The sequence below is a fragment of the Pseudomonas sp. JZ134 genome (assembly GCF_051027695.1).
Classification (GTDB): domain Bacteria; phylum Pseudomonadota; class Gammaproteobacteria; order Pseudomonadales; family Pseudomonadaceae; genus Chryseomonas; species Chryseomonas luteola.
In genome coordinates this window covers 3,158,509-3,180,226 of the sequence record NZ_CP069250.1, presented here as the reverse complement: position 1 = coordinate 3,180,226, position 21,718 = coordinate 3,158,509, and the positions used below count along the sequence as shown (strand labels likewise).

Sequence of the window (21,718 nt, the reverse complement as noted above, 5' to 3'; positions counted from 1 at the left end):
CTCGTCTTCTTTTTGGGAAAAGCGCTTAATCCAGGCGCACAGTTGAAAAATCGTTTTTACCCAGAGGGCTCATGACAAAGCCGCTGACGTTGCTGCGTGTCACAACGTTCCTGACAGGCTGTGAGGTGGGAATCCAGGGAATTTCGTTGTGAAAGATCTCCTGGGCCTTGCGGTAGAGCTCAGCGCGCTTGTCCTGATCACTGGTACGGCGAGCCTGCTCTACCAGCGAGTCGAACTCGGCATTGCACCAGCGTGCACGGTTCTCGCCGTTTTTGGCTGCCGAGCAGGTGAGGTTGGGTGACAGGAAATTGTCCGGATCGGCATTGTCGCTGACCCAGCTCATGCTGAGGATATCGTGTTCACCCTGCTTGCCACGACGAACAAATTCGCCCCATTCATATTGACGAATATTGACCTTGATACCGATCTTGGCCATGTCTCCCTGAAACAGCTGGGCGACTCGCAAGGTATTTCCCGAGGGGCCTGACCCGGTAGAGCTCATATAGGTCAGCTCCAGCCCGTTGGGGTAGCCTGCTTCGGCCAAGAGCTGCCTGGCCTTTTCCAGGTCATACGGCCAGGGTTTGATATCGGTGTTATAGCCCAGCATGGCAGGAGGATAGGGACCCCAGACCGGCTTGGCTGCGCCTTCACCGTACAGGGCCTTGATCGTACCCTCCTGATCGGTTGCCATGGCAATGGCCTGACGGACGCGTACATCGCTGAGTGGCTTGTGCGTTACGTTCAGAGCATTGAAGCCTATGGTTAGCTCCTCGACGCTCAGTACTTTCAGATTGGGGTCTTTTTTTAACGCCGGAACGTCTGACGGCTTGGGGGTCAGTGAAATCTGGCATTCGCCTCGCTTCAGACGTTGCAGGCGCACGCTGGAGTCCAGTGTAATGGCTTGTACCAGATCGACTGCTGGCGCACCGTCCCAATAGTTGGAGTTGGCCTTGTAGCGCACCTGCGAGTCGCGGCTGTAGCGCTCGAAAACAAAAGGTCCCGTACCTACCGGTTTGAACCCCAGGTCATCAGTTTTTCCGCTCTTGAGCAGCTGATCAGCATATTCAGCTGAGAGAATCGAGGTAAAACCCATGGCCAGATCAGCCAGGAAGGGCGATTCTTCATGTTGAAGAACAAAGCGCACCGTATGGTCGTCGACCTTTTCAATATGGTCGATGATCTTGCTCATCTCCATCGAGTCGGAGAAGGGGAAGCCTTTGCTGGCTAATTCGTGCCAGGGGTGCTTGGGATCGATCTGACGCTCGAAGCTCCAGATTACATCATCGGCTGTCAGCTCACGGGTAGGCTTGAAGTAGCTGGTGCTATGAAATTTAACACCCTTGCGCAGGTAAAACGTGTACTGGAGACCATCCGGGCTGATATCCCACCGCTCGGCCAGTGACGGCTGAAGCTCCGTCGTGCCGGGTTTGAACTCAACCAGCCGGTTATAAAGAGGCTCATCTGCCGCATCGGCTGTATAACGCGAGGAGTGAACCGCCGGATCGAATGTCTCCGGACTGGCCTCGGTACATGCCACCAACGTTTTGGCTTGTGCCTGTACAGCCGTTGCCAACGCAACCGCCAACAGACAGGTGTTCAGCCTGAATGCAGCTTTCATCTTTCGTTAGGCTCCATGGTGAGGCGGTAACAGTCGGGTTGCGACTGTAACCGCTTGCAATCCCGTCGATGGGTATCGGCGGAAGGTGTCCTTGCCGGGGTCCGCTGGCATCGCTCGGGTAAAGCGTCGCACCAGAGGAAATCCGGCAAACCGGCTGTCTGCGTGCTGATCGAGCACGTCGCCGGCGGCAATACAGGACAGCCTGCCTCTCATCGGGCAAGGCTGACGCCATAGAACGCGCTAAGCCCGAAGGGGCTGATCTTGAAGTCCTGGACTTCTTTGCGCATGGGTTGATAAACGATGGAATGGGCGATCGGTGTAATCGGTACGGCGTCCTTCAGCACGTGCTGCGCCTGCTTGTACAAGCGAATACGCTCCTCTCGATCATTGCTGATCTTGGCCTGTTTGATCAGTTTGTCATAGGCCGGATCGCACCATTTGGAGTAGTTGCTGCCATTGACGGCATCGCAGCTGTATAAAACGCCCAGCCAGTTGTCCGGATCACCATTGTCTCCGGTCCAGCCGTAGATCATTACATCATGTTCGCCCTGACGGGCACGCTTGATGTACTCGCCCCACTCATACGTGATGATGTTGGCCTTGATGCCGATCCTGGCCCAGTCCGCCTGTACCATCTGCGCAGACAGGCGGGCGTTGGGGTTGGATGCGCGAACGACCGGCATGGCCCACAGGTTGAGCTGTGTGCCTTGCTTGATACCAGCCTTCTTGAGGAGCGCCTTGGCCTTTTCCGGATCGTAGGGGGCATCCTTGATCGTGTCGTCATAGGACCACTGCGCCGGTGGCATGGGGTTGGTGGCGAGTTTTCCATTGCCCTGGTAGACGGCATCGATGATGGCCTTCTTGTTAATGGCCATGTCCAATGCCTGACGGACTTCGAGCTTGTCCAGCGGCGGATGCTGAACGTTGTAGGCGAAATAGCCCAGATTGAAACCGGGTTGCTGAAGCACCTTCAGGTTGGGGTCTTTCCTGACCTCGGCAATATCTGCCGGACGTGGATAACCACTGATCTGGCACTCACCCGCCTTGAGCTTTTGCAGGCGAGTAGCGGCGTCCGTCGTAATGGCAAAGATCAGGTTGTCGAGTTTGACGTCCTCGGGCTTCCAGTAATCCTTGTTGCCCTTGTAACGAATGACCGCGTCCTTCTGGTAGCGACTGAATACAAAAGGTCCGGTACCAATCGGGTACTGGTTGATATCGGCTGCTTTGCCCTGCTTGAGCAAATGATCGGCATATTCGGCTGACTGGATGGAAGCAAAGCTCATGGCCAGGTCCGAGGCAAAGGCGGCATCGGTCTGATTCAGCGTAAAGACAACGGTGTAATCGTCTCGCTTTTCGATCTTGGCGATGTTCTTGTCCAGGCCCATGTCGCTGAAGTAGGGGAATTCACTCGGGTAGGCTTTACGGAACGGGTGCTCCTTATCGAGCATACGCTGAAACGTGAACACGACATCGTCGGCATTGAATTCACGTGTCGGCTTGAAGTAGTCGGTCGTATGAAACTTCACGCCCTTGCGCAGATGAAAGGTATAAACCTTGCCGTCTGGAGAAACCTCCCACTTTTCGGCCAGCCCCGGTGTCAGAGTGGTGCCGCCACGCTCGAATTGAACCAGGCGATTGAATACGGTCTCGGCAGACGCATCGAACTCGGTTCCGGAGGTGTACTGAGCAGGGTCGAAACCGGCCGGGCTGGCTTCGGAGCAATACACGAGATTGCTCGCCGCCTGGGCGAGCGGAGCGGCTGCAAGCAGGCTTGCAGTAAGAAAGGAGAGGGCGAAGGACGTACGCATGGATGAATTCCCGTCAGTCAAGTAAAGCGGAGCGTTCGGGGTTTTACCCTACGAACGCTCCGCCGCCAATCACTTGCTGACGCTTACGCCATAGAACTCGTTCAATCCAAAGGGACTGATCTTGAAGTCCTGGACTTCCTTGCGCATCGGCTGGAAAACTGTCGAGTGCGCGATCGGCGTAATCGGAACCTGTTGTTTCAGGATCTGCTGAGCCTGCATATACAGCTTGGTCCGCTCGTCCATATCGGTGGTGCGCTTGGCAGCCTTGATCAGCTTGTCGTACTCCGGCTGGCACCAGCGAGAGTAGTTGTTACCGCCGATGGCATCGCAGCCGTACAGGGTGCCCAGCCAGTTGTCCGGGTCACCATTGTCGCCGGACCAGCCGATCAGCAGAGTGTCATGCTCGCCTGCCTTGGCGCGCTTGTTGTACTCGCCCCATTCATAGCTGACGATCTTGGCCTTGATGCCCACCTTGGCCCAATCCTGCTGGATCATCTCGGCCATCTGACGTGCGTTCGGGTTATAGGGACGCTGAACAGGCATGGCCCAGAGAGTGATTTCCGTTCCTTCCTTCACGCCAGCCTGCTTGAGGAGCGCCTTGGCTTTTTCCGGGTCGAAGGGTGCATCCTTGAGGCTGTTGTCATAGGACCACTGGGTCGGCGGCATACCGTTGACCGCCATCTGGCCAGCGCCCTGGTAGATCGCGTCGATGATGGCCTTCTTGTTGATAGCCATGTCCAGCGCCTGGCGGACTTCGAGCTTGTCCAGTGGCGGATGCTGAACGTTGTACGCCAGATAACCATCGTTGAAGCCGGGCTGTGAAGGCACCTTCAGGTTGGGATCGTTCTTGAGTCCTTCCAGGTCGGCCGGGCGTGGGTAAACGGTAATCTGGCATTCGCCGGCCTTGAGTTTTTGCATGCGGACCGAGGCGTCGGAACTGATCGAGAAGATCAGGTTGTCCACCTTGGCACCTTCTTCCGGATCCCAATAATCCTTGTTGGCCTTGAAACGAATGACCGCATCTTTTTGGTAGCGGCTGAAGACAAATGGGCCTGTTCCGACAGGTTTCTGGTTAATGTCACTGGGCCGACCGGACTTGAGGAGCTGGTTGGCGTACTCCGAAGACTGGATCACAGCGAATGGCATGGCCAGGTTCTGAATGAACGCCGCGTCGACCTCTTTCAGGGTCATGCGTACCGTGTAGTCGTCCACCTTTTCAAGTTTAGTGATGTTTTCATCGAGGCCCATGTCAGTGAAATAGGGAAACTCGGTGGGGTAGGCCTTACGGAACGCACTGTTCTTGTCCAGCATGCGCTCGAAAGTGAATACCACATCGTCTGCGTTGAATTCGCGGGTCGGCTTGAAGTATTCCGTAGTATGGAATTTCACGCCCTTGCGCAAATGAAAGGTGTAGGTCCTGCCGTCTTCGCTAACATCCCAGCTGCTTGCAAGCCCGGGCTGCACTTTGGTGCCGCCGCGTTCGAACTCGCTCAGGCCATTGAACATGGTTTCAGCAGAGGCATCGAAGTCCGTTCCGGTGGTGTACTGTGCAGGATCGAAGCCTGCCGGGCTGCCCTCAGAGCAAAAAACCAAGTTACTGGCTGCTTGAGCAAATGGGGTTCCGGCCAATAAACCAGCCGCAATGAGAGATGAAAGTAACTTCTTATGCATGCAGACCTCGGTTGGCTGATGTCGACTCAGGCGATGGATACGTCTGGGTCATACAGAAACAGTTGAGACTTTTTGGGTCATTGGGCGGACGCTATGCAGGAGATATGCCTGTAATAGGATGACTGACGAGTCAGTGGCAGGTTGTGGAGTAACACTGAATGTTTGTGTCGCAAAAATATAAAAACAGGCGTGCTAGAGCGGAAAAATGAAACTGTTCCTACGGTAACAGCACCAAATTGTGTTACCGCAGGTGTGTTTTGCACCAAATTAGAGCGATGCAAGCGGGGTCTTTGCTTTAATTTAGGGCGTCTGCACTTCAATGACACCATCGGCCGTGATAGACACTGCGCTAGTACCTGCTTCGATATCCTGGCTGGGTGCGCTTTCAGCGTAAGCCATGGTCTTCATTCTCATCATGGGCATAGGGCCGGTAGCGTTGTTGGTTATCAGGTTGAGATTCACAAGCTTGTAACCGGAACCGCCCAGGGCATCGGTTGCTAGTTGAGCACGTGCCTTGAAGGCGTTGACGGCCTCCTTGAGCAGGGCATCTTCACTTTTCTTGCGCGTCTCGTCAGCAACAGTAAAGGTCATGCCGCCCATTTTGAGGGTACCCAACAGGTCGGCTGTCAGGCGGGAAAGGCTGGCAAAGTCACTGCTCTGCAAGTGAAGCTCACCACGCTCGCGCCAAGCGGTAATGGTCTGGCGTTTATCGTCATACAGCGGAAAACTGTTGCGCCCTCCCTGACTGATCTCGACGCCATTGACCTTGCGCGCAGCCTCGACCCCTTCGTTGAGCGCCTTGGTGATGTCCGCCGCCAGTTTGGCAGGGTCATTACCTTGCTGTTCGGTATAAAGCGTTACCTGCATGCGGTCTCGCGGAACATCCTGACTGACTTCGGCGCGCAGGCTGATCTGGTTGTAACGAGGCTCCTCGGCCTGTGCTGCATGGGAAACACTGATCAGTGCACCCGCTGCCATGATCGATGCCATCCCTCTGGACAAATGTTTAGTCAAGGCAGGTGAGGTGGCGAGACGGGAAAAGACAGGCATCATGGACTCCTTTCGTTCATTAACAGTGACTTCCGTTCTATCCTATGGGTTTGTGCGGCGCTATGTCGCGCCTTGCGGACAGAAATGGGCCAGAGCCACCGTTATACTCGCCGCCCCTGGATAAATACATGTTTGAATCTCCTGTGCAGTGGTTATCCGCTAGTCGTCAAAACCTGGGTCGTCTTGTTCTCATTCGCGTACTGGTGCTGGCTGCCCAAGCCGGTTCGGTAGGGGCTGCCTGGCTCTCCGATATCGTCGAGCTACCATGGCTGGCTATCAGCGCCACATTAGGTCTGTCCGCGCTACTCTGTGGCATCACTGCGCTGCGCCTGAGTCGAGACTGGCCTGTAACCGAGCAGGAGTATGCGGCGCATCTTGCCTTCGACCTGCTTATCCACAGCGTGCTGCTCTACTATGCCGGAGGGGCAACCAATCCCTTCGTGTCCTACTACCTGGTGCCGCTGACCATTGCGGCGGCAACCCTGCCTTGGCTCTACACGTTGCTGCTGGCGGGCCTTGCCTTGGTCAGCTTCACGTTCATGCTGATCTGGTTCCGGCCACTGCAACTTCTGATCAACCCAGGTGGCGAAATTCTGAGTTATGGCATGTGGCTGAGCTTTGCGCTATCGGCGGCACTGATCACCTTTTTTGTCGCCAAAATGGCTGAAGCGCTCCGCCACCAAGAGCTGCTGCAGGCCCAGCGCCGTGAGCAGGGGATGCGCGATCAGCAACTGCTGGCGGTGGCCACGCAGGCCGCTGGCGCTGCCCATGAGCTGGGTACGCCATTGTCGACCATGAGCGTACTGCTCAAGGAGCTGCGCCAGGAGTACACCGATAAGGCTGAGCTACAGGAAGACCTGTCGCTTCTGCAGGATCAGGTTCAGCTCTGTAAGGAAACCCTGCAGCAGCTGGTGCGCGCCGCTGAAGCGGATCGCCGTCAGACTATTCATGAGCAAACGGCACTGGAGTGGCTGGAAGCCGTACTGAGTCGCTGGCATCTGATGCGGCCCGAGGTCAGTTACCGCTTTGAATGTCCAAGCGTAGGCGCAGCGCCTCGTTTGATTCCACCCACGGATCTGACTCAGGCGCTTCTTAACCTGCTGAACAATGCTGCCGATGCCTGTCCGGATAATCTGCTGGTAACCCTGTCATGGAATGCCTCGGAAATTTGCCTGTCCATCAGAGACCGTGGCCCAGGTGTACCGCTGGCCATTGCCGAGCAGATCGGTAAACCGTTCTTTACGACCAAGGGCAAGGGCTTTGGTCTAGGGTTATTCTTGAGTCAGGCGAGTGTGACCCGTGTCGGTGGTACAGTGAAGCTGTATAACCATGAAGAAGGCGGCACGCTGACCGAGCTGCGTCTGCCACGTCAGTATCCATTGGTCTGAACTGCTGTCGCGAGGATTACAATGAGCGAAAACATTCAACATGACGATGAGCAGCCCCATCTGCTGCTGGTCGACGACGATGCCACCTTTACCCGCGTCCTGGCACGGGCCATGGATCGTCGCGGGCTGCGCGTATCGGTCGCGGGCTCGGCAGAGGAGGGCTACGAGCTGGCCAAGCAGGATCTGCCCGATTACGCCGTGCTCGACCTGAAAATGGAAGGCGATTCCGGCCTTGTCCTGTTGCCCAAGCTGCTTGAGCTGCATCCCGACATGCGCGTCGTGATTCTTACCGGTTATTCCAGCATTGCCACGGCGGTCGAAGCGATCAAGCGTGGTGCTACGAATTATCTGTGCAAGCCTGCCGACGCAGATGATGTGCTGACCGCGCTACTTTCCCAGCATGCCGATGTGGACAGTCTGGTGCCGGAAAACCCGATGTCGGTTGATCGGTTGCAGTGGGAGCATATCCAGCGAGTATTGAATGAGCACGACGGCAATATTTCGGCAACGGCACGTGCACTTGGAATGCACCGTCGTACCTTGCAGCGCAAGTTGCAGAAGCGTCCGGTTCGTCGCTGATCAGCTGATCCCCTTCCGGCTGGAAGGGGATTGATAAAAAATGGACAGAAATCTTTTGTTACGTTTGGTGTGACAGAAACCATTCAGCTTGGCTGCCCTATGATGGCCTTTGGTTACGTTATTACGTGCTTGCCGAGCTGGAGCGATGAGAGAAAACGATACTCCCGTACCGCCTGTGTATGGTTCGACCAAGGGCCATTTCCTGTCCCGCGTTTGGGCATTGACGATACCCTATTGGCGCAGTGAAGAAAGAAAGAAAGCCTGGCTGTTGCTGGTTGCTGTGATAGCTCTTTCGCTGGCGGGTGTTGGTTTGTCAGTGGTATTCAATACCTGGAACCGGTACTTCTACGATGCCCTGCAAAATCACGATCTAAAGTCCTTTACGCGTCTTATTTTGTATTTTTGCGGCTTGGCGGCCCTGTTCATTCTGCTGGCCGTATACCGGCTTTACCTGACCCAGATGCTTACCATCCGGTGGCGACGCTGGCTGACCGAGCAGCATTTCTCGCTATGGCTTAGGCACCGCAACTATTACCACTTGGAGCAGAAGGGGGGGGCGGACAACCCGGACCAGCGTATTGCCGAAGATCTGAACAGCTTTACGGACATGACGCTCTCCCTGGGGTTGGGATTCATCCGCACCATCGTCAGCCTGATTTCCTTTTCTGTCATCCTGATCACTATGTCGGGCAGTATCGAGCTGTTTGGCATCACCATTCCTCATTACATGTTCTGGGCTGCAGTACTGTATACCGCCATCGGCACCGTTCTGACGCATTACATTGGTCGACGGTTGATTGGCCTTAGCAATCAGCAGCAGCGCTATGAGGCGGATCTGCGTTTTGGGTTGATCCGTGTCCGGGAGAATGCCGAGAGCATTGCACTCTATAACGGGGAGCAGAACGAGCAGCAACGGCTCCAGGAACGATTCGGGCACGTCTGGGGCAACTTTTGGATGCTGATGCGCTATCAGAAGCGTCTGACCTTCTTCACCTCTGGCTACTCCCAGATTGCCGTCATCATTGGCGCCGTGCTTTCGGCACCGCGCTATTTCAGTGGCAGGATCCAGCTTGGTGACATGATGCAGATCAGCGACTCGTTCAGTAATGTTCAAGGCAGCTTGAGCTGGTTCATTGACGCATACCTGCAACTGGCGAACTGGCGTGCTGTAACTGATCGTATCCTGAGTTTTCGCGACACCATGCACAGGCATGAGGCTCAGGCTTCCGCCATTACGCTGGAGCGCGGCGAGGATGCATTGGTATTCGACAGGCTCCAGGTTTCGCTGGCCAACCAGACGCACTCACTGATCGACCCTATCAGCGGCCGCATTGAGTCAGGCGAGCATGTGCTTATCAGCGGTCCCTCAGGGGGTGGCAAAAGCACCCTGCTACGGGTTATCGCAGGGCTGTGGCCCTATGGTAGCGGGACAGTAAGTCTCCCGATGGGTCGATGCCTATTTCTGCCGCAACGACCTTACCTGCCTATTGGAACATTAAGGGCTGCGTTGAATTATCCTGGGGAAGTTCAGCATGCGCCAGAGTGCCTCGAGAGCGTGCTAAGGCAATGCCGTCTGGCGCATCTGGTTTCTGTCATGGACGAGGCTAACCATTGGGAACGGCGCCTCTCTCCTGGAGAGCAACAGCGTCTGGCCATTGCTCGGGCTATCCTGTACCAACCGCACTGGCTGTTTCTGGATGAAGCGACTTCTGCCTTGGATGAGCGTGATCAAACGGCTATGTACACCTTGTTACGAGAGCACTTACCCGATACGACGCTGGTGAGTGTAGGGCATCGAAGCAGTCTGCAACGCTTCCATCAGCGGATCTTGCGCCTGGAGGAGGGCATCCTCAAGGACGTTACTGTCTATGAAAGTGCCCAACTTTAGATTAATAGGGTCATCCTACAACGCGGTTACGCTATTATGGTTCATATTTCCAAGACGCCCTGAATGAACCCTTATGCAAAACAGTAACGTGACTCCTCGCCCACGTAAAAAGTCTCGCAGTCTGGCCGAAAACGTTGTCGAGGTCATGAAGGCTCGTATTCGTGACGGCGATCTGAAACCCGGCGACAAGCTGCCGACCGAGTCGGCCATCATGCAGGAGCAGGGCGTCAGCCGAACGGTGGTTCGTGAGGCGATCTCGCGCCTGCAGGCTGCAGGGCATGTCGAAACGCGCCACGGGATTGGTACGTTTGTGCTGGAGCGGCCTGCCGAGGGGCCACTGTTCATCGATCCGGCTACCATCACAACCTTGCGTGATGTGTTGGCAATGCTTGAGTTGCGAATCAGTCTGGAAGTTGAAGCTGCCGGTCTGGCGGCGCAGCGCCGAAATGACGAGCAGCTTCAGGAGATGCGTCGTCTGCTGGATCAAATGAAGGCGCGCACCGAGCAGCCTGCCGAGGCTGTCAGTTTCGATCTGCAGTTTCATTTGCAGATCGCCATGTCCACGGGCAATCGCTATTTCAGCGACATCATGACCTACCTCAGTAGCGTTCTGATCCCCCGCACCCGTCTCAACTCGGCTTATCTGGCTCACGATGATCAGCAGCGCTATCAGCTGCGCCTGGATGGCGAGCATGAAGACATCTACAACGCTATCGCTCGGCAGGACACTGATGCGGCACGTGCAGCGATGCGCCTGCATCTAACCAACAGTCGCGAGCGACTACGTCGAGCCAATGAAGAGGTAGGAACAGGCCAGAATTCACGCTGATTAAAAAATCTGTGTAAGGGGAGTTGTACCCTGGAATCTATAGTTGTACGATGACTGACAACGGGCGATAGCCTGTCTCATCAACTTCTGTATGCCGTCAGGCCAGGGTGCAACAAAAATGACTCCACAAGAACTCAAGCACACCCTTTCATCCGGATTGCTGTCCTTTCCGGTAACCGATTTCGATGCGCAGGGCGACTTCCGCCGCGATACCTACATCAAGCGTCTGGAATGGCTGGCGCCCTACGGTGCCAGCGCCCTGTTTGCGGCTGGCGGCACCGGTGAGTTCTTCTCGCTGGACCAGAAGGAATACTCCGACATCATCAAAACGGCCGTGGACACCTGCAAGGGCATGGTCCCGATTCTGGCCGGTGCCGGTGGCCCAACCCGCGTGGCGATCCAGCAGGCTCAGGAAGCTGAGCGCCTGGGCGCCCAAGGCATCCTGCTGCTGCCGCACTACCTGACCGAAGCCAGCCCCGAAGGCGTAGCCGCGCACGTCGAGGCGGTGTGCAAGTCCGTCAAGTTTGGCGTGGTGGTGTACAACCGTAACGTCTGCCGTTTGAAGCCTGACCAGCTGGAAATGCTGGCCGAGCGCTGCCCCAACCTGATCGGCTTCAAGGATGGCATGGGCGATATCGAGCTGATGGTCTCCATCCGCCGTCGCCTGGGTGATCGCTTCACCTACCTGGGCGGTTTGCCGACCGCTGAAGTCTACGCCGCGGCCTACAAGGCGCTGGGTGTACCGGTGTACTCCTCGGCGGTGTTCAACTTTGTTCCCAAGACGGCCATGGACTTCTACAAAGCCATCGCTGCGGATGACCACGAGACCGTGGGCAAGCTGATCGATGACTTCTTCCTGCCGTACCTGGACATCCGTAACCGCTGCGCAGGCTATGCGGTAAGCATCGTCAAGGCCGGTGCGAAGATCGCAGGTTACGACGCCGGTCCGGTACGTGCACCGCTGACTGATCTCAAGCCTGACGAGTACGAGCGTCTGGCTGCTCTGATGGACAAACTCGGTCCGCAGTAAGTGTGTAAATGGCTGACTGGTTTTAGTAGACCAGTCAGCCATTTTTGTTTTATTGTGTTCTGAAATGATTGCGCTATCATTTGGTTGTATAAGCAAAGGCGATGTTCTCGCCTCGCTATAAAAGACTACCCGCGACAAGAATAACGAGTGGGGGCAGAGTGAATATCAACCGAGTCAGTGTGACATCGCTTGCCTTGTCAGGCACTTCATTGCTCGGTGCTCTTGGCATTCGCAGACCCCGCATTCTGCGCGCGATCAGCTTTTCTGAACGCTTATCTTTAGTCATCCCGCTTGCCATGGTCGGCTCCCTTATCGGAACGCTGAGGGTTGCCAGAACCTGTCATTTGTCCAGTGGCGGGTCGATCAGGTGCTCTTTATTGCAACCAGTGGCGAAGCGTGGAGAAGCGTCCGCGTGTGTATCGGTGACTCACCGCGGAGGTATGGAGATGGATGAGTTGACCGCCGGTTTACGTTGAATAACAGAACGCGGGCAGAGCATCGCTCTGTTCGCATGCCTTAGCCTGAGTGAGTATAAGAAGGAGTGAGTCATGCAGTTGATTGAACACCAGGACTCGCCTCGTTACATCCGACTTCATGCTGACGATAACGTCGCAATCGTTGTAAACGAGCAAGGTGTTGCGGCCGGTGGCCAGTTTCCAGACGGTCTCATGACCATTGAAGCCGTTCCCCAAAGTCACAAGGTAACGTTGGTCGATATCCCTGAAGGTGGCGCTGTTCTGCGCTACGGTACAGTGATCGGGTATGCCTTGAAGCCCATTCCGCGTGGCTCCTGGGTGAAGGAAGAGCTACTCAGCCTGCCTTCGCCGCCCCCGCTGGACAACCTGCCACTGGCAACCGATGTGCCGCCCATTCAGCCTCCCTTGGAAGGCTTTACCTTTGAGGGTTTCAGAAACCCGGACGGTAGCGTAGGGACGCGCAATATCCTTGGCGTGACCACCACGGTTCAGTGCGTGACCGGTGTGCTTGATCATTGCATCGAGCGTGCCCGCAAGGAGCTGCTGCCCAAGTATCCGTATGTGGATGATGTCATCGCATTGACTCACAGCTATGGTTGCGGTGTAGCGATCAACGCCCCCGATGCTGTCGTACCCATTCGTACGCTGCGTAACATCAGTCGTAATCCCAACCTCGGTGGCCAGGCGCTGGTGATCAGCCTGGGATGTGAAAAGCTTCAGGCCAGCCAGATCATGCCGGACGATGAATTGCCCTCTGGTATCGATGAAGAGGAATGGCTGTTCCGCCTCCAGGACTCCAATACCGGTTTCAGCGGTATGGTCGAGCAGATTCTTGGCATGATCGAGGATCGCCTGAAGGTGCTGAACGAGCGCCGTCGTGAGCCATGTCCGGCTTCCGATCTGGTGGTCGGTATGCAGTGCGGCGGCAGTGATGCTTTTTCCGGGGTAACAGCCAATCCGGCATTAGGTGTTGCGGCTGACCTGTTGGTGCGCGCAGGGGCTACCGTGATGTTCTCGGAAAACACCGAGGTGCGCGACGGTATCCATCTGCTGACCTCGCGGGCGGCTACACCTGAAGTCGCCAAGGCCTTGGTTCGTGAAATGGATTGGTACGACCGCTATCTGGATCGCGGCATGGCGGATCGCAGTGCAAATACGACGCCCGGTAACAAGAAGGGTGGCCTGAACAACATCGTGGAAAAGGCCATGGGCTCGATTGCCAAGTCGGGCTCCAGTGCCATTGCAGGCGTCGTATCACCCGGCGAGCGCGTTAAGGGCAAAGGCCTTTATTACTGCGCAACACCTGCCAGTGACTTTATCTGCGGTACATTACAGCTGGCCGCTGGCATGAACCTGCATATCTTTACCACAGGTCGCGGAACGCCTTATGGTCTGGCCATGGTGCCCGTCATCAAGGTGGCAACGCGTACCCAGTTGGCACAGCGCTGGCCAGATCTGATCGATGTAGACGCCGGTCGGGTGACATCGGGCCGAATGACACTGGAAGAGTTGGGTTGGGAGATTTTCCATCTCTACCTGGATGTTGCCAGTGGCCGCAAAAAGACATGGGCTGAACACCACAAGCTGCATAACGATCTGACACTGTTCAATCCGGCTCCAGTGACCTGATGGCTAAGTGAAGTACAAAACAGCGGAGCTTGGTGCTCCGCTGTTTTTTGCCTATCAGGATAAGCGCCTGGTTCGGGACAGCGAATTGAAAGGGCGTCCCTCATGCCAGGACGCTAGCTAGGTATAAGGCAAGCTGACCTCTCTGCTCCAACGCATTACTAGCCCCGTCTAGTCAAATCAGTCCAAGGCCCTGATCTGGACTTTCGCAACGCCATCAGAAATCAAGCCGATTGAACTGGCCGCATTGCGTGACAGATCAATAATCCGTCCACGTACGTGAGGACCACGGTCATTGATGCGTACGACTGCACGCTTTCCGTTGCTCAGGTTGGTCACCTCGACTCGCGTGCCAAAGGGCAGCGTACGATGAGCGGCTGTCATCTCCGAAGGATTGTAGCGTTCTCCGCTGGCAGTGCGGCGTCCAGCATGGCGTTTGGCGTAGTAAGAAGCGAGGCCGGAGTCCTGGTAACCATGAACAGCAGCAGGTGACATGGGTGAAGAATAAGGCTCTCGGTTGGCACACCCGGCAAACAGTATGGTGAGCGATAGAAGAGCAATGCGTAGGCTCCATGACATATCGAAAGCTTCCTGGCGATTTGATATCAGATTGGCTATATGACTCTCTTGAGTTCAAGCCGTTTCGCTGTAATTACGTGCTGAAACACATTCCAGGACTAGTCCGACATTCAGCCCTGAAGATTGTATAAGCGTGCGTAATCTACAGGCGCAGGCCAAGTCCATCGCTCAGAAAGCTCGACTGCTTCGCATCGGCTGAAAAAGAAAAATGAAGAAAGAAGAAAGAAGAAAGAAGAAAGAAGAAAGAAGAAAGAAGAGGTAGATTCGTGAGTGGCATAGCCATGACGCAAGGTTGCGTCATGGCTATCGGAGGAGGTTAACCTTCCAGCTTTTTCTTCAGCAATTCGTTGACTTGCTGAGGATTGGCCTTGCCTTTGGAGGCCTTCATCGCCTGGCCTACGAAGAAGCCAAACATCTTTCCGCGCTTGGCCTCATCACTGGCACGGTACTGCTCGACCTGGGCGGCGTTGGCTGCCAGGACTTCATCCAGCATGGACTCAATAGCGCCGGTGTCGGTTACCTGCTTGAGCCCCTTCTTTTCGATGATCTCATCGGCAGAACCTTCGCCGGCAGCCATGGCTTCGAACACCATCTTGGCGATCTTGCCGGAAATGGTGTTGTCCTTGATACGCAGGATCATACCGCCCAAGTGCTCAGCGGAAACCGGCGAGTCGGTGATATCCAGGTCCTGCTTGTTAAGCAGGCTGGAAAGCTCACCCATGACCCAGTTGGCGGCCAATTTGGCATCGCCGCTGACCTGTTGGACCTGCTCGAAATAATCAGCCATTTCACGGCTGGAGGAGAGGACCGTCGCGTCATACGTAGATAGGCCAAAGTCACGCTCGAAGCGCTCACGCTTCTGCTGCGGCAGCTCTGGCAGCAGACTCCGTGTCTCTTCGAGAAAACTGTCTTCGATCACCACGGGCAGAAGGTCAGGGTCAGGAAAGTAGCGATAGTCGTTTGCTTCTTCCTTGCTGCGCATAGCCCTTGTGTCATCGAGGTTAGGGTCGTATAGACGCGTTTCCTGAATGACTTTGCCACCATCCTCAATGAGGTCAATCTGGCGTTGAACCTCACGATTGATCGCCTTCTCGATGAAGCGGAACGAGTTAACGTTCTTGATCTCGGCGCGAGTACCAAACTCGGCCTGACCTTTCGGACGAACCGAGACGTTGCAGTCGCAACGCAGCGAGCCCTCGTTCATGTTGCCATCACAGATGCCCAGGTAACGCACCAGTGCATGAATAGTCTTTACATAGGCGACGGCCTCCTTGGCGCTGCGGATATCCGGCTCGGAAACAATCTCCAGGAGTGGCGTGCCGGCGCGGTTCAGGTCGATGCCCGTCATGCCCTGGAAGTCCTCGTGCAAGCTCTTGCCGGCGTCTTCTTCCAGGTGCGCACGGGTGATGCCGATTCGCTTGACGGTACCGTCGTCCAACGTAATGTCCAGGTGGCCCTTGCCTACGATAGGCAATTCCATCTGGCTGATCTGATAACCCTTGGGCAGGTCAGGGTAGAAGTAGTTCTTGCGCGCAAAAACGTTACGCTGGCCAATGTGTGCGTCGATGGCCAGGCCAAACTTGACGGCCATGCGCACTGCTTCCTGGTTGACTACCGGCAGTACGCCGGGCATGCCCAGGTCGATCAGGCTGGCCTGGGTATTGGGTTCGGCACCAAAGGTGGTGGAGCTGCCAGAAAATATCTTCGATTTCGTGGAGAGCTGTGCGTGAATTTCCAGCCCGATCACGGTTTCCCATTGCATGTGAGTCGTCCTCTGCCTTCTATTCCAGGAACCCAGTCGGGGCTTTCGTATGCCAATCAGTCGCCTTCTGGTACTGGTGGGCAATATTGAGCAGGCGGCCTTCCTGGAAGTAGGGGGCCAGCAGCTGTACGCCAACGGGCAGGCCGTCGACAAAGCCGGCCGGCATCGAAAGACCAGGAACGCCAGCAAGGTTGGCGGTGATGGTATAGATATCCATCAGGTATTCAGCCACGGGATCGTTGTTCTTCTCGCCGAGTTTCCACGCCACGCTGGGCGTCGTCGGGCCGAGAATGACGTCCACATCATTGAAGGCGGTCATGAAGTCGTTCTTAATCAGGCGGCGGATACGCTGTGCCTTCAGGTAGTAGGCATCATAGTAACCGGCAGAAAGTGCATAAGTGCCCACCATGATCCGGCGGCGAACCTCATCACCAAAGCCTTCTGCGCGAGAGCGTTTGTACAGGTCAGTCAGGTCTGCCGGGTCTTCACAGCGATAACCGAAACGTACACCGTCATAGCGCGACAGGTTGGAAGACGCTTCCGCCGGTGCGATCACGTAATAGGCAGGAATCGCGTGCTGCATGTTTGGCAGACTGATGTCCTTGACGGTTGCGCCCAGCGCCTTCAACGCTTCTACAGCCTTGAGCGTAAGATCTGCGATACGGCTGTCCAAGCCCTCACCGAAATACTCTTTCGGCAGGCCAATGCGCAGGCCTGCAAGAGGCTTTTCCAGACAGGCCAGATAGTCATCGACCGGTTGGTCTACGCTGGTGGAGTCCTTGGGGTCAAAGCCAGCCATCGCCTGCAAGAGCAGGGCGCAGTCTTCGGCGTTGCGAGCCAGCATGCCGCCTTGATCGAGGCTGGAGGCATACGCAATCATGCCCCAGCGGGAAACGCGTCCATAGGTAGGCTTGAGGCCAGTCAGGTTGGTCAGCGCCGCAGGCTGACGGATCGAGCCGCCGGTATCGGTACCGGTTGCAGCCGGGACGAGGCGAGCCGCTACTGCCGCCGATGAGCCACCTGAAGAGCCGCCTGGAATACGAGAGATATCCCAGGGATTCTTGACCGGGCCGTAGTGGCTGGATTCGTTGGCCGAGCCCATCGCGAACTCGTCCATATTCAGTTTGCCCAGGCTTACAACGCCTGCATCTGCCAGCTTCTGAACCACAGTGGCGTTGTAGGGCGCGATGAAGTTATCAAGCATTTTCGAGCCGCAACTGGTGCGAATGCCCTGAGTGCAGAAGAGGTCTTTATGTGCGATCGGTGCCCCCAGGAGCGCGCCGGTTTCGCCCGCTGATCGGCGCTGATCGGCGATTTTGGCCTGCTCAATGGCCTGTGTTTCCGTCACGGTGATAAAGCTGTTGAGCTGTGGATCAACCCGGGCGATGCGGTCCAGCAGGGCGCGAGTCAATTCCTCGGCAGAAAATTCCTTTGCCGATAGCGCACGGCTGATCTCGGCCAGGGTCAACGTATGCATAGGGGTGTCCTTCATTACTCAATCACCTTGGGTACCAGGAACAGGCCGTTCTCGACCGCCGGGGCGATAGTCTGGTAGGCGTCACGCTGATTGGTTTCGGTGACTTCGTCCGGTCGCAGGCGCTGTACGGCTTCCAGCGGGTGCGCCAAGGGTTCGACGTTATCGGTATTGACGGCCTGCATGCGATCAATCAGGCCGAGGATGTCATTCAACGTCCCGGTGGTCCGTTCAATATCGGCATCGTTAAGGCCTAGTCTGGCCAGGTGAGCGATCTTTTCGACGTCGGAGCGTTCGAGCGCCATCGGATTCTCCAGCAATATCGGGGCTTGACCATGGCGAAAGTCATAAATCGAGAGATTTGCACGGTAGGCGGTCAAGCACCGCGTTAAGAAAGGCCTAAGAGGGCCGCAGAAACGAGCAATCTAGCACATCACCGCCTTGCTCAAAATCCCTGCCGTTGTTAGAGTCTGCCGCAATTTTTCCCACGCGTTTCATCTGCGTGCCTGACGCCACCGCCTAGGGTCACTTCATGTTCAAAAAGTTGCGTGGCATGTTTTCCAGCGATCTGTCGATCGACCTGGGTACAGCCAATACCCTCATTTATGTCCGGGATCGCGGTATTGTCCTTGACGAGCCATCCGTTGTTGCCATTCGTACGCATGGCAATCAGAAGAGTGTAGTTGCCGTCGGTACCGACGCCAAACGCATGCTGGGTCGTACGCCTGGCAATATTTCTGCGATCCGACCGATGAAGGATGGTGTGATTGCAGACTTCAGCGTTTGTGAAAAAATGTTGCAGTACTTCATCAACAAAGTTCACGAGAACAGCTTTCTCCAGCCAAGTCCCCGTGTACTTATCTGCGTACCGTGCAAGTCCACCCAAGTCGAGCGCCGTGCCATTCGCGAATCGGCTCTGGGCGCTGGCGCCCGTGAAGTCTTCCTGATCGAAGAGCCGATGGCAGCTGCCATTGGCGCAGGTCTTCCGGTTGAAGAAGCGCGTGGTTCGATGGTAGTGGACATCGGTGGCGGCACCAGCGAGATCGCCTTGATCTCCCTGAACGGTGTTGTCTATGCCGAGTCCGTACGCGTAGGCGGTGACCGCTTCGATGAAGCGATCGTGACCTATGTCCGCCGCAACTACGGCAGCCTGATCGGTGAATCTACTGCCGAGCGCATCAAGCAGGAAATCGGTACGGCCTACCCGGGCGGTGACCTGCGTGAAATCGACGTCCGCGGCCGCAATCTGGCTGAAGGCGTACCGCGCAGCTTTACGTTGAACTCCAACGAAGTGCTGGAAGCCCTGCAGGAATCGCTGGCAACCATCGTCCAGGCGGTCAAGAGCTGTCTGGAGCAGTCCCCGCCGGAGTTGGCTTCGGATATTGCCGAGCGCGGTCTAGTCCTGACCGGTGGTGGTGCTCTGCTACGTGATCTAGACAAGCTCCTGGCGCAGGAAACCGGCCTGCCGGTGATCGTGGCGGAAGATCCTCTGACGTGTGTTGCCCGCGGTGGCGGCAAGGCGTTGGAGATGATGGACCGTCACGCTATGGATCTTCTTTCCACCGAATAAGTCGCATGCATGAATATCAGGGCCTGCATGGCGGGCCTTGATGTTGTCATGATTGACGCTTCGAGGACGAGACCATCAAGCGTATATTTTCCAAGGGTCCTTCGCTTGGCGTCCGTCTGCTGGCTCTGGCTGTTCTGTCTGTCAGCCTGATGGTGGTAGATGCCCGCTTCGATTATCTGAAGCCGGTGCGCAGCGAAATGGGCCTGGTGCTTACACCATTCTATTGGGCAGCCGATCTTCCGGTTCGTGCCTGGCAAGCCGTGCGCGATCAGTTTTCCAGCCGTACTGAGATCATGGCTGAAAACGAGCGCCTCAAGGCTGAAGCACTGCTTATGCAGCGTCGCCTGCAAAAGCTGGCGGCTTTGACCGAGCAAAACGTACGACTTAGAGAATTGCTCAACTCTGCCGCCCTGGTAGACGACAAAGTGCTGGTCAGCGAGCTGATTGGCGTCGATCCGAATCCATTTACTCACCGTATCCTGATCGACAAAGGCGCGAAGGATGGGGTCTTTATCGGCCAGCCGGTGTTAGACGCCAGTGGGTTGATGGGGCAGGTGGTCGAAGTCATGCCCTATGCCGCCCGTGTCCTGCTGTTGACGGACGTCACCCATAGCATTCCTGTTCAGGTCAACCGCAATGGTTTGCGTGCTATCGCCATGGGAACTGGTAACCCTGAGCGTCTTGAACTGCGCCATGTGGCCGATACCGCCGATATCAAGGAAGGCGATCTACTGGTCAGCTCTGGCTTGGGGCAGCGGTTTCCTGCGGGGTACCCGGTCGCAACCGTGACTGAAGTAGTGCATGACTCAGGGCAACCGTTTGCCATCGTGCGAGCTGTACCCACTGCCAAGCTGAACCGCAGTCGCTATGTGCTATTGGTCTTCAGTGATCCACGTACACCTGAGGAACGGGCCTACGATGCTGCCCGGGCCCAGGAAGAAGCGGATCGCAAAGTGTCCCAGGAGCAGCAGGGAACAACGCCAGCGGCAACCTCGCCCGCCCAGGTTAATAATCCCGCTCAGCCAGCCAGTGGTAATAACAAGACACCGGCGACCAACGCGGCGGCTCCGGCTGCTCAGTCGGCCAAGCCCCAGACTCAGCCCGCGAAGCCTGCCGCCAAGCCGCAGGCCAGCCAGGCCCCGGCTGCCTCGACACAACGCGCCCAGGAGGCCCGTTAATGGCCTTTCGGATCGGCCATAACGGCTGGGTTATCTGGCTGACGTTGCTGGTGGGACTGCTGCTTTCCGTTGCGCCGATGCCGGACTTCATGGAGATTGGACGGCCTCTGTGGCTGTCTATGTTCTTGACGTTCTGGACGTTGGCGCTGCCCCATCGGGTGGGCCTGAGTACGGCCTGGGTCTTCGGATTGGCAGAGGATGTGCTGTACGGAAATCTGCTTGGCCAGAATGCCTTGATTCTGAGCCTGGTAGTTTTTCTGGTGCAGTCATTACAACAGCGGCTTCGCGTCTTTCCCATTTGGCAGCAGGGCTTTGTGCTGCTGGTCGTCTATGGCATCTCGCAGCTGGTTCAGCTCTGGCTGAACACGTTGACGGGTAATCGTCCACCCACACTGGTATTTCTTGCACCTTCCCTGGTCAGCGCCTTGCTCTGGCCTTGGGTATATCTGGTGCTACGTGATTTGCGAACGCGTTTCAATGTAAGTTGACGTGGCGTCGGCGGCTGATCTGTTGACGTGAGCGTTTCAAGGAGCCTTCTATGCCACGTCTGTATCTTGCTTCCGGATCTCCACGCCGTCGTGAGTTGCTTGAGCAAATCGGTGTGCCGTTCGAACGTCTTTCGGCCGAAATTAATGAGGCCGTGCTGCCTGGCGAGACGGCAGATGCCTATGTCGAACGTCTTGCCAGAAGCAAGGCACAGGCAGGTCTGGCACTTTTGTCTGGTGACACGGTTGATTGCGTCCTGGGAGCCGACACTAGCGTCGTGTTGGATGGGCATATTCTGGGCAAGCCGGAAAGCCGCGAGCATGGCATGGACATGTTGGTTCGCTTGAGCGGCAAGACGCATACCGTTCTGACCGCAGTTGCCGTAGCCAGTAAAGATCTGTGCCTGGCGCGCGTCGTGTCGAGCGAAGTAACGTTCAGGCCTATCAGTGAAGACGAGCGTCAAGCCTATTGGGCAAGCGGTGAGCCGGCCGACAAGGCAGGCGGTTACGGAATCCAGGGGCTGGGCGCTGTCTTTGTTCAACATATAGCGGGAAGCTATAGCAGCATCGTCGGACTCCCCCTTTGTGAAACAGCGGAGCTGTTATCAACGTTTGGCATACCATGCTGGCAGCCCAATGTACCTCGTTGAAAAGGTTAATACCCTAGATAGCGCCGATACCGATAAGCTGCAAGACACCTCGAATAA

The 21,718-nt window shown here is 56.2% G+C and carries 18 protein-coding genes; 10 read left to right on the top strand and 8 right to left on the bottom strand.

The features are described from left to right. Nucleotides 1–25: 25 nt before the first annotated feature. From JQR86_RS14825 to JQR86_RS14810, 4 genes are all read right to left on the bottom strand, one after another. The gene (locus tag JQR86_RS14825; RefSeq protein ID WP_434153804.1) at nucleotides 26–1,618 is read right to left on the bottom strand and encodes an ABC transporter substrate-binding protein; all 1,593 of its coding nucleotides are present in this window, start codon (nucleotides 1,616–1,618) and stop codon (nucleotides 26–28) included. A gap of 209 nt (nucleotides 1,619–1,827) precedes the next feature. Continuing rightward, nucleotides 1,828–3,426 carry an ABC transporter substrate-binding protein gene (locus tag JQR86_RS14820; RefSeq protein ID WP_434153803.1) on the bottom strand — a complete coding sequence of 533 codons (1,599 nt, stop codon included), beginning with the start codon at nucleotides 3,424–3,426 and terminating at the stop codon, nucleotides 1,828–1,830. Between the two features lie 69 nt (nucleotides 3,427–3,495). Further along, on the bottom strand, nucleotides 3,496–5,097 hold the full coding sequence (locus tag JQR86_RS14815) for an ABC transporter substrate-binding protein (RefSeq protein WP_010797255.1): 1,602 nt from the start codon (nucleotides 5,095–5,097) through the stop codon (nucleotides 3,496–3,498). A gap of 300 nt (nucleotides 5,098–5,397) precedes the next feature. After that, complete coding sequence (locus tag JQR86_RS14810) at nucleotides 5,398–6,147, bottom strand: SIMPL domain-containing protein (RefSeq protein ID WP_112297888.1); 750 nt, start codon at nucleotides 6,145–6,147, stop codon at nucleotides 5,398–5,400. Between the two features lie 128 nt (nucleotides 6,148–6,275). Here JQR86_RS14810 and JQR86_RS14805 point away from each other — a divergent pair, with 128 nt between their 5' ends. The 6 genes from JQR86_RS14805 to garD all read left to right on the top strand — a co-directional run bounded on the left by JQR86_RS14805 (nucleotide 6,276) and on the right by garD (nucleotide 13,966). Beyond that, nucleotides 6,276–7,535 (top strand): ATP-binding protein, encoded by a 1,260-nt coding sequence (locus JQR86_RS14805; RefSeq protein ID WP_312270257.1) that lies wholly within the window; start codon nucleotides 6,276–6,278, stop codon nucleotides 7,533–7,535. 21 nt (nucleotides 7,536–7,556) lie between these two features. After that, complete coding sequence (locus tag JQR86_RS14800) at nucleotides 7,557–8,114, top strand: response regulator transcription factor (protein ID WP_010797258.1); 558 nt, start codon at nucleotides 7,557–7,559, stop codon at nucleotides 8,112–8,114. A gap of 145 nt (nucleotides 8,115–8,259) precedes the next feature. Then, on the top strand, nucleotides 8,260–10,002 hold the full coding sequence (locus JQR86_RS14795) for an ABC transporter ATP-binding protein/permease (RefSeq protein ID WP_434153802.1): 1,743 nt from the start codon (nucleotides 8,260–8,262) through the stop codon (nucleotides 10,000–10,002). A gap of 73 nt (nucleotides 10,003–10,075) precedes the next feature. Then, nucleotides 10,076–10,831 (top strand): FadR/GntR family transcriptional regulator, encoded by a 756-nt coding sequence (locus tag JQR86_RS14790; RefSeq protein WP_010797260.1) that lies wholly within the window; start codon nucleotides 10,076–10,078, stop codon nucleotides 10,829–10,831. Nucleotides 10,832–10,949: 118 nt separating this feature from the next. Further along, nucleotides 10,950–11,861: a 5-dehydro-4-deoxyglucarate dehydratase gene (kdgD, locus tag JQR86_RS14785; RefSeq protein WP_010797261.1), complete on the top strand. Its 912-nt coding sequence runs from the start codon at nucleotides 10,950–10,952 to the stop codon at nucleotides 11,859–11,861. Nucleotides 11,862–12,409: 548 nt separating this feature from the next. After that, nucleotides 12,410–13,966 (top strand): galactarate dehydratase, encoded by a 1,557-nt coding sequence (gene garD, locus JQR86_RS14780; RefSeq protein ID WP_434153801.1) that lies wholly within the window; start codon nucleotides 12,410–12,412, stop codon nucleotides 13,964–13,966. A gap of 177 nt (nucleotides 13,967–14,143) precedes the next feature. Here the strand turns inward: garD and JQR86_RS14775 are convergent, their stop codons facing one another. The 4 genes from JQR86_RS14775 to gatC form a co-directional block, all read right to left on the bottom strand. Then, a complete protein-coding gene (locus JQR86_RS14775; RefSeq protein WP_010797264.1) occupies nucleotides 14,144–14,542 on the bottom strand; it encodes a septal ring lytic transglycosylase RlpA family protein in 399 nt (132 codons plus the stop codon). Between the two features lie 316 nt (nucleotides 14,543–14,858). Then, on the bottom strand, nucleotides 14,859–16,304 hold the full coding sequence (gene gatB, locus JQR86_RS14770; protein ID WP_434153800.1) for an Asp-tRNA(Asn)/Glu-tRNA(Gln) amidotransferase subunit GatB: 1,446 nt from the start codon (nucleotides 16,302–16,304) through the stop codon (nucleotides 14,859–14,861). Between the two features lie 19 nt (nucleotides 16,305–16,323). After that, the gene (gatA, locus tag JQR86_RS14765; protein ID WP_434154928.1) at nucleotides 16,324–17,781 is read right to left on the bottom strand and encodes an Asp-tRNA(Asn)/Glu-tRNA(Gln) amidotransferase subunit GatA; all 1,458 of its coding nucleotides are present in this window, start codon (nucleotides 17,779–17,781) and stop codon (nucleotides 16,324–16,326) included. A gap of 14 nt (nucleotides 17,782–17,795) precedes the next feature. Next, a complete protein-coding gene (gatC, locus tag JQR86_RS14760; protein ID WP_010797267.1) occupies nucleotides 17,796–18,083 on the bottom strand; it encodes an Asp-tRNA(Asn)/Glu-tRNA(Gln) amidotransferase subunit GatC in 288 nt (95 codons plus the stop codon). A 227-nt stretch (nucleotides 18,084–18,310) separates the two neighbouring features. Here gatC and mreB point away from each other — a divergent pair, with 227 nt between their 5' ends. The 4 genes from mreB (at nucleotide 18,311) to JQR86_RS14740 (ending at nucleotide 21,661) form a co-directional block, all read left to right on the top strand. Further along, nucleotides 18,311–19,348 carry a rod shape-determining protein MreB gene (mreB, locus tag JQR86_RS14755; protein ID WP_010797268.1) on the top strand — a complete coding sequence of 346 codons (1,038 nt, stop codon included), beginning with the start codon at nucleotides 18,311–18,313 and terminating at the stop codon, nucleotides 19,346–19,348. A 119-nt stretch (nucleotides 19,349–19,467) separates the two neighbouring features. Beyond that, nucleotides 19,468–20,526 carry a rod shape-determining protein MreC gene (gene mreC, locus JQR86_RS14750; protein ID WP_233432213.1) on the top strand — a complete coding sequence of 353 codons (1,059 nt, stop codon included), beginning with the start codon at nucleotides 19,468–19,470 and terminating at the stop codon, nucleotides 20,524–20,526. Continuing rightward, entirely contained in the window at nucleotides 20,526–21,014 is a 489-nt protein-coding gene (gene mreD / locus JQR86_RS14745; protein ID WP_010797270.1) for a rod shape-determining protein MreD, read from the top strand. The genes mreC and mreD overlap by 1 nt, the downstream gene beginning before the upstream one ends. A gap of 50 nt (nucleotides 21,015–21,064) precedes the next feature. Beyond that, the gene (locus JQR86_RS14740; protein WP_150347925.1) at nucleotides 21,065–21,661 is read left to right on the top strand and encodes a Maf family protein; all 597 of its coding nucleotides are present in this window, start codon (nucleotides 21,065–21,067) and stop codon (nucleotides 21,659–21,661) included. The last annotated feature ends 57 nt before the right edge of the window (nucleotides 21,662–21,718 follow it).